The following is a 4083-nucleotide window of genomic DNA, read 5'->3' on the forward strand; positions in this document are numbered from 1 at the left end:
GCGCACCGAGTTCATGACGGCGCCGGGCGCGCGGCCCGACGCCAAGGGAGTGCTGAGCGGCCCGCTGTACCTGCGGGCCGGGGGCGATCCGCAATTCCTGCTGCAGGACCTGTGGGTGCTGCTGCGCGAACTGCGCCTGCGCGGCGTCAAGCAGATCAATGACCTGGTCATCGACCGCAGCATCTTCGGCCAGGTCGCGACCGACCCCGGCGCCTTTGACGGCGCCCCGGATCGGGCCTATAACGCCAGCCCGGACGCCCTGATGGTGGGCTTTGGCGCGCTGCGGCTGCTGTTCACGCCCGACCCCGCCGCCAATAAGTGGGTGCCCCTGATTGATCCGCCGCTGCCCGGCCTGAAGATCGAGAGCCGCGTCGAATGGAGCGACGCCCGCTGTCCAGGCGCGCCGGTGGTGACCACCGAGCCGCTGATCACCCAGCAGGGCGTGACCATCCGCGTGAACGGCAAGGTGGCCGGCTCCTGCGGCGAATTCAGCCTGTATCGCCTGGCGCTGTCGCAGCCCGACTACGCCACCGAGGTGTTCCGCATGCTCTGGAAGGAGCTGGGCGGCACCTTCAAGGGCCAGGTCCGTTCCGGCATGGTGCCGCCCGACGCGGTGGTGCTGGCCTCGCATGATTCGCCCACGCTGGCCGAGGCGATCCGCCAGATCAACAAGCGCAGCAACAACGTCATGGCGCGTACTTTGCTGCTGACCCTGGGCGCCGAGCGCGGCCGGCGGCCTGCCACCGTCTCCAGTAGCGAAGTCGTGGCCAAGGAACTGCTGGCCAAGCAGGGCCTGGATATGCCCGAGCTGGTCATCGACAACGGCGCCGGCCTGTCGCGCGACGCCCGGGTGTCGGCCGACAGCCTGGCGTCGATGTTGACCGTGGCCTGGAATTCGCCCGTCATGCCGGAGTACATCTCCTCCTTCGCCATCGCCGGCGTGGATGGCACGGTGCGCCGCCGCCTGAAGGGCGACGGCACCGTGGGCATGGCCCACCTGAAGACCGGCTCGCTGCGCGACGTGCGCTCCATCGCGGGCTATGTGCTGGGCGCCAGCGGCAAGCGCTACGTGGTGGTCAGCATCGTCAACCACGAACAGGCGGGCGCCGTACGCGCCTTCGACGACGCCCTGATCGCCTGGCTTACCGAACAATAAGCATGCCTACGCCGCGCCGGAAAAATTCTTCGGATGATCCTGCCGGCGATCAATAACAATTCCCTTCCAAACCGATTACGATCCTCAGGTGTGGCTCGACGACGGGCGATGCAAAGCGCGCCGCGCCGTCATGGTTCCGCCTGAGGCGAAAACCCTGTCTATCAATATTCTGGAGAGTTACGCACATGCCCGTGCACGAAATCCGCCATCCGCTGATCCGCCACAAGCTCGGGATCATGCGCCGTGCCGACCTCAGCACCAAGAGCTTCCGTGAACTGTCGCAGGAAGTGGGCGCGCTGCTCACTTACGAAGCGTCCAAGGACCTGCCGTTGGCGCCCGCCACCGTCGAGGGCTGGTGTGGCTCGGTGCAGGTCGAGAAGATCGCCGGCAAGAAGGTCACCGTGGTGCCCATCTTGCGCGCCGGCATCGGCATGCTGGACGGCGTGCTCAGCCTGATTCCGGGCGCCAAGGTCAGCGTGGTGGGCGTGGCCCGCAACGAAGAAACGCTGGAAGCGCATACCTACCTGGAACGCCTGGTGGGCGAACTGGACCAGCGCCTGGCCCTGATCGTCGATCCGATGCTGGCCACCGGCGGCTCCATGGTCGCCGCGATTGACCTGCTCAAGCGCGCCGGCTGCAAGGAAATCCGCGCCCTGGTGCTGGTCGCGGCGCCGGTCGGCATCGACGCCGTGCTGGCCAAGCACCCCGACGTGCACATCTACACCGCCTCCATCGACGACGGCCTGAACGAACACGGCTACATCATGCCGGGCCTGGGCGATGCCGGCGACCGCATCTTTGGCACCACGCAGAAGACGGAATAGCGCTTGCGGTACGGCAATGAGCAAGAACGCCAGCCTGCGGGCTGGCGTTTTGCATTCGGCCTGGCGGGGGCTCGCGCCCGCAGTTCTTCAAGCCGCCATCTTTTCCACCAGCCCGTCCAGGTGCTGTCCGAACCATTGCAGTTGCGGCGCCAATCCCGCCACCTCGCCGACGATCAGCAGGGCCGGGGAGCGGATGGCGTGTTCGGCGGCCAGGGCCGGCAGTTGTTCCAGCGTGCCGGACAGCACGCGCTGCTCGGGCCGGCTGCCGTTCTCGATCAGCGCGAAGGGCGTGTGCGGCGCACGGCCGTGGGCCAGCAGGCGGCCGGTCAGCAGATCCAGTTGCCCCACCCCCATGTAGAAGGCCAGGGTCTGTTTTTCACGGGCCAGCGCGGGCCAGTCCAGATTGTCCTCGTCTTCGCGGCAGTGCGCGGTGATCAGGCGGACGGACTGGGCGTGTTCCCGGTGCGTCAGCGGGATGCCGGCGTAGGCGGCACAGGCCAGTGCGGCGGTGATGCCCGGCACCACTTCATAGCGCACGCCATGCGCGCGCAAGTATTCCAGCTCTTCGCCGCCCCGTCCGAAGATGAAGGCGTCGCCGCCCTTGAGCCGCACCACGCGGCGGCCGGCGCGGGCATGTTCGACCATCAGCTTGTGGATGCGCGCCTGGGTGGCGTTGTGGTCCTCGCCGGGCAGCTTGCCGACCGATACGCGTTCGGCGTCGCGGCGCGCCAGCGACATGACCTCGCCGCTGACCAGGCGGTCATGAAGGATGATGTCGGCTTCATTCAGTGCGCGCAGCGCCTTCAGCGTCAACAGGCCGGGGTCGCCCGGTCCTGCGCCCACCAGCACCACGCTGCCGGCGTCGGGTGCCCGTGGCGCTGCCAATGCCGCTGCCAGCGCGGCCTCGGCCTGGGCTGGCTGTTGCTGGCGCAGGAAGCCGGCCACCGGGCCGTCCAGCAGCCAGTCGTAGAAGCGGCGGCGCGCGCCCAGGTCGGGATGGCTGGCGCGGATGCGTTTGCGGTAGCTGGCGGCCAACCCGGCCAACTGGCCCAGGGTATGGTCGAACAGGGATTCGATGCGTTCGCGGATTCGCCGCGCCAGCACGGGCGCCACGCCGGACGAGGAAATCGCGACGATGACGGGCGAGCGATCGACGATGGAAGGCACCTGGAAGGAAGACAGTTCGGGGTCGTCCACCACGTTGCTGAAAATGCGCCGGGCGTCGGCCGCCTGGGAGACGGCGGCGTTGGTATCGCGGTGATCGGTGGCGGCGACCACCAGCCAGACTCCATCGAGCCAGGCGGGATCGAAGCGGCCTGACAGATGGCGGATGCGGCCTTCGGCGGCCAGGGCGGCCAGGGCGGGCGTCAATTCCGGCGCGCCCACGAGCACGTCGGCCGAGGCTTCCAGCAGCGAGAGCGTCTTGCGTTCGGCGACGGCGCCGCCGCCTACCACCAGGACCCGCCTGTCCTGCAGGTCGGCAAAAATCGGGAAAAGCTTCATGAATGCCCGCCTCGGGCGTACCCGGCATAGTGTGGTTGGATGATAGGAAGGGGGCTTCATCCCCACAACTTCTGATTTCTTTGTTTCATATAACTAAAGCTTATTAGGTGGATTTGCCTAGCCAGGCGCTCATCTCCACGACTTCCCGGGCCACCTCGCCGAGCCGTTTCTGGCTTTGCATGGCGCGTTGGCGCAGCAGGCCGTGGGCCTCGCCCTCGGAAATCGAACGCGCCTTCATCAGGATGCCCTTGGCCTTTTCCACCCATTGGCGGTCGGCCAGACGTAACTGCGCTTCGCGCAGCTCCTCGCGCCGTGACTTCTCCATGGCGAAGCGTTCGATCGCCACCGTCAAGAGCGGCTCGATGCGTCCTGCCGGCACGTCGCCCACCACGTAGGCCGCGACGCCGGCGCGCAAGGCGCTGCGTATGGTTTCGCGATTGCCGTTGTCGGTGAACATCACGACCGGGCGATCGCTGTGTTCGCTGGCCACGCAAACGTTTTCCAGCGTGTCCCGGCCGGGCGCGTCACTGTCGATCAGCACCACGTCGGGCGCCGCCTGCGCAATGGCTGCCGCCAGATCCATGTCCGGCGCCATTTCGG

Annotated in this window: 4 protein-coding genes; 2 read left to right on the forward strand and 2 right to left on the reverse strand. The window is 67.5% G+C overall.

The features are described from left to right. A partial coding sequence (gene dacB, locus VIR09_RS18245; RefSeq protein WP_332014146.1) for a D-alanyl-D-alanine carboxypeptidase/D-alanyl-D-alanine endopeptidase occupies positions 1–1156 on the forward strand: 1156 nt, incomplete at its 5' end. A gap of 185 nt (positions 1157–1341) precedes the next feature. Continuing rightward, a complete protein-coding gene (upp, locus tag VIR09_RS18250; RefSeq protein ID WP_013395748.1) occupies positions 1342–1980 on the forward strand; it encodes a uracil phosphoribosyltransferase in 639 nt (212 codons plus the stop codon). Positions 1981–2067: 87 nt separating this feature from the next. Here the strand turns inward: upp and cysG are convergent, their stop codons facing one another. Beyond that, on the reverse strand, positions 2068–3483 hold the full coding sequence (gene cysG, locus VIR09_RS18255; RefSeq protein ID WP_332014147.1) for a siroheme synthase CysG: 1416 nt from the start codon (positions 3481–3483) through the stop codon (positions 2068–2070). A gap of 103 nt (positions 3484–3586) precedes the next feature. After that, positions 3587–4083: ANTAR domain-containing response regulator (locus VIR09_RS18260; protein ID WP_332014148.1), on the reverse strand; the 497-nt coding region annotated here is incomplete at its 5' end.

The sequence above is a fragment of the Achromobacter sp. genome, from assembly GCF_036567245.1.
Lineage (GTDB): Bacteria > Pseudomonadota > Gammaproteobacteria > Burkholderiales > Burkholderiaceae_B > Achromobacter.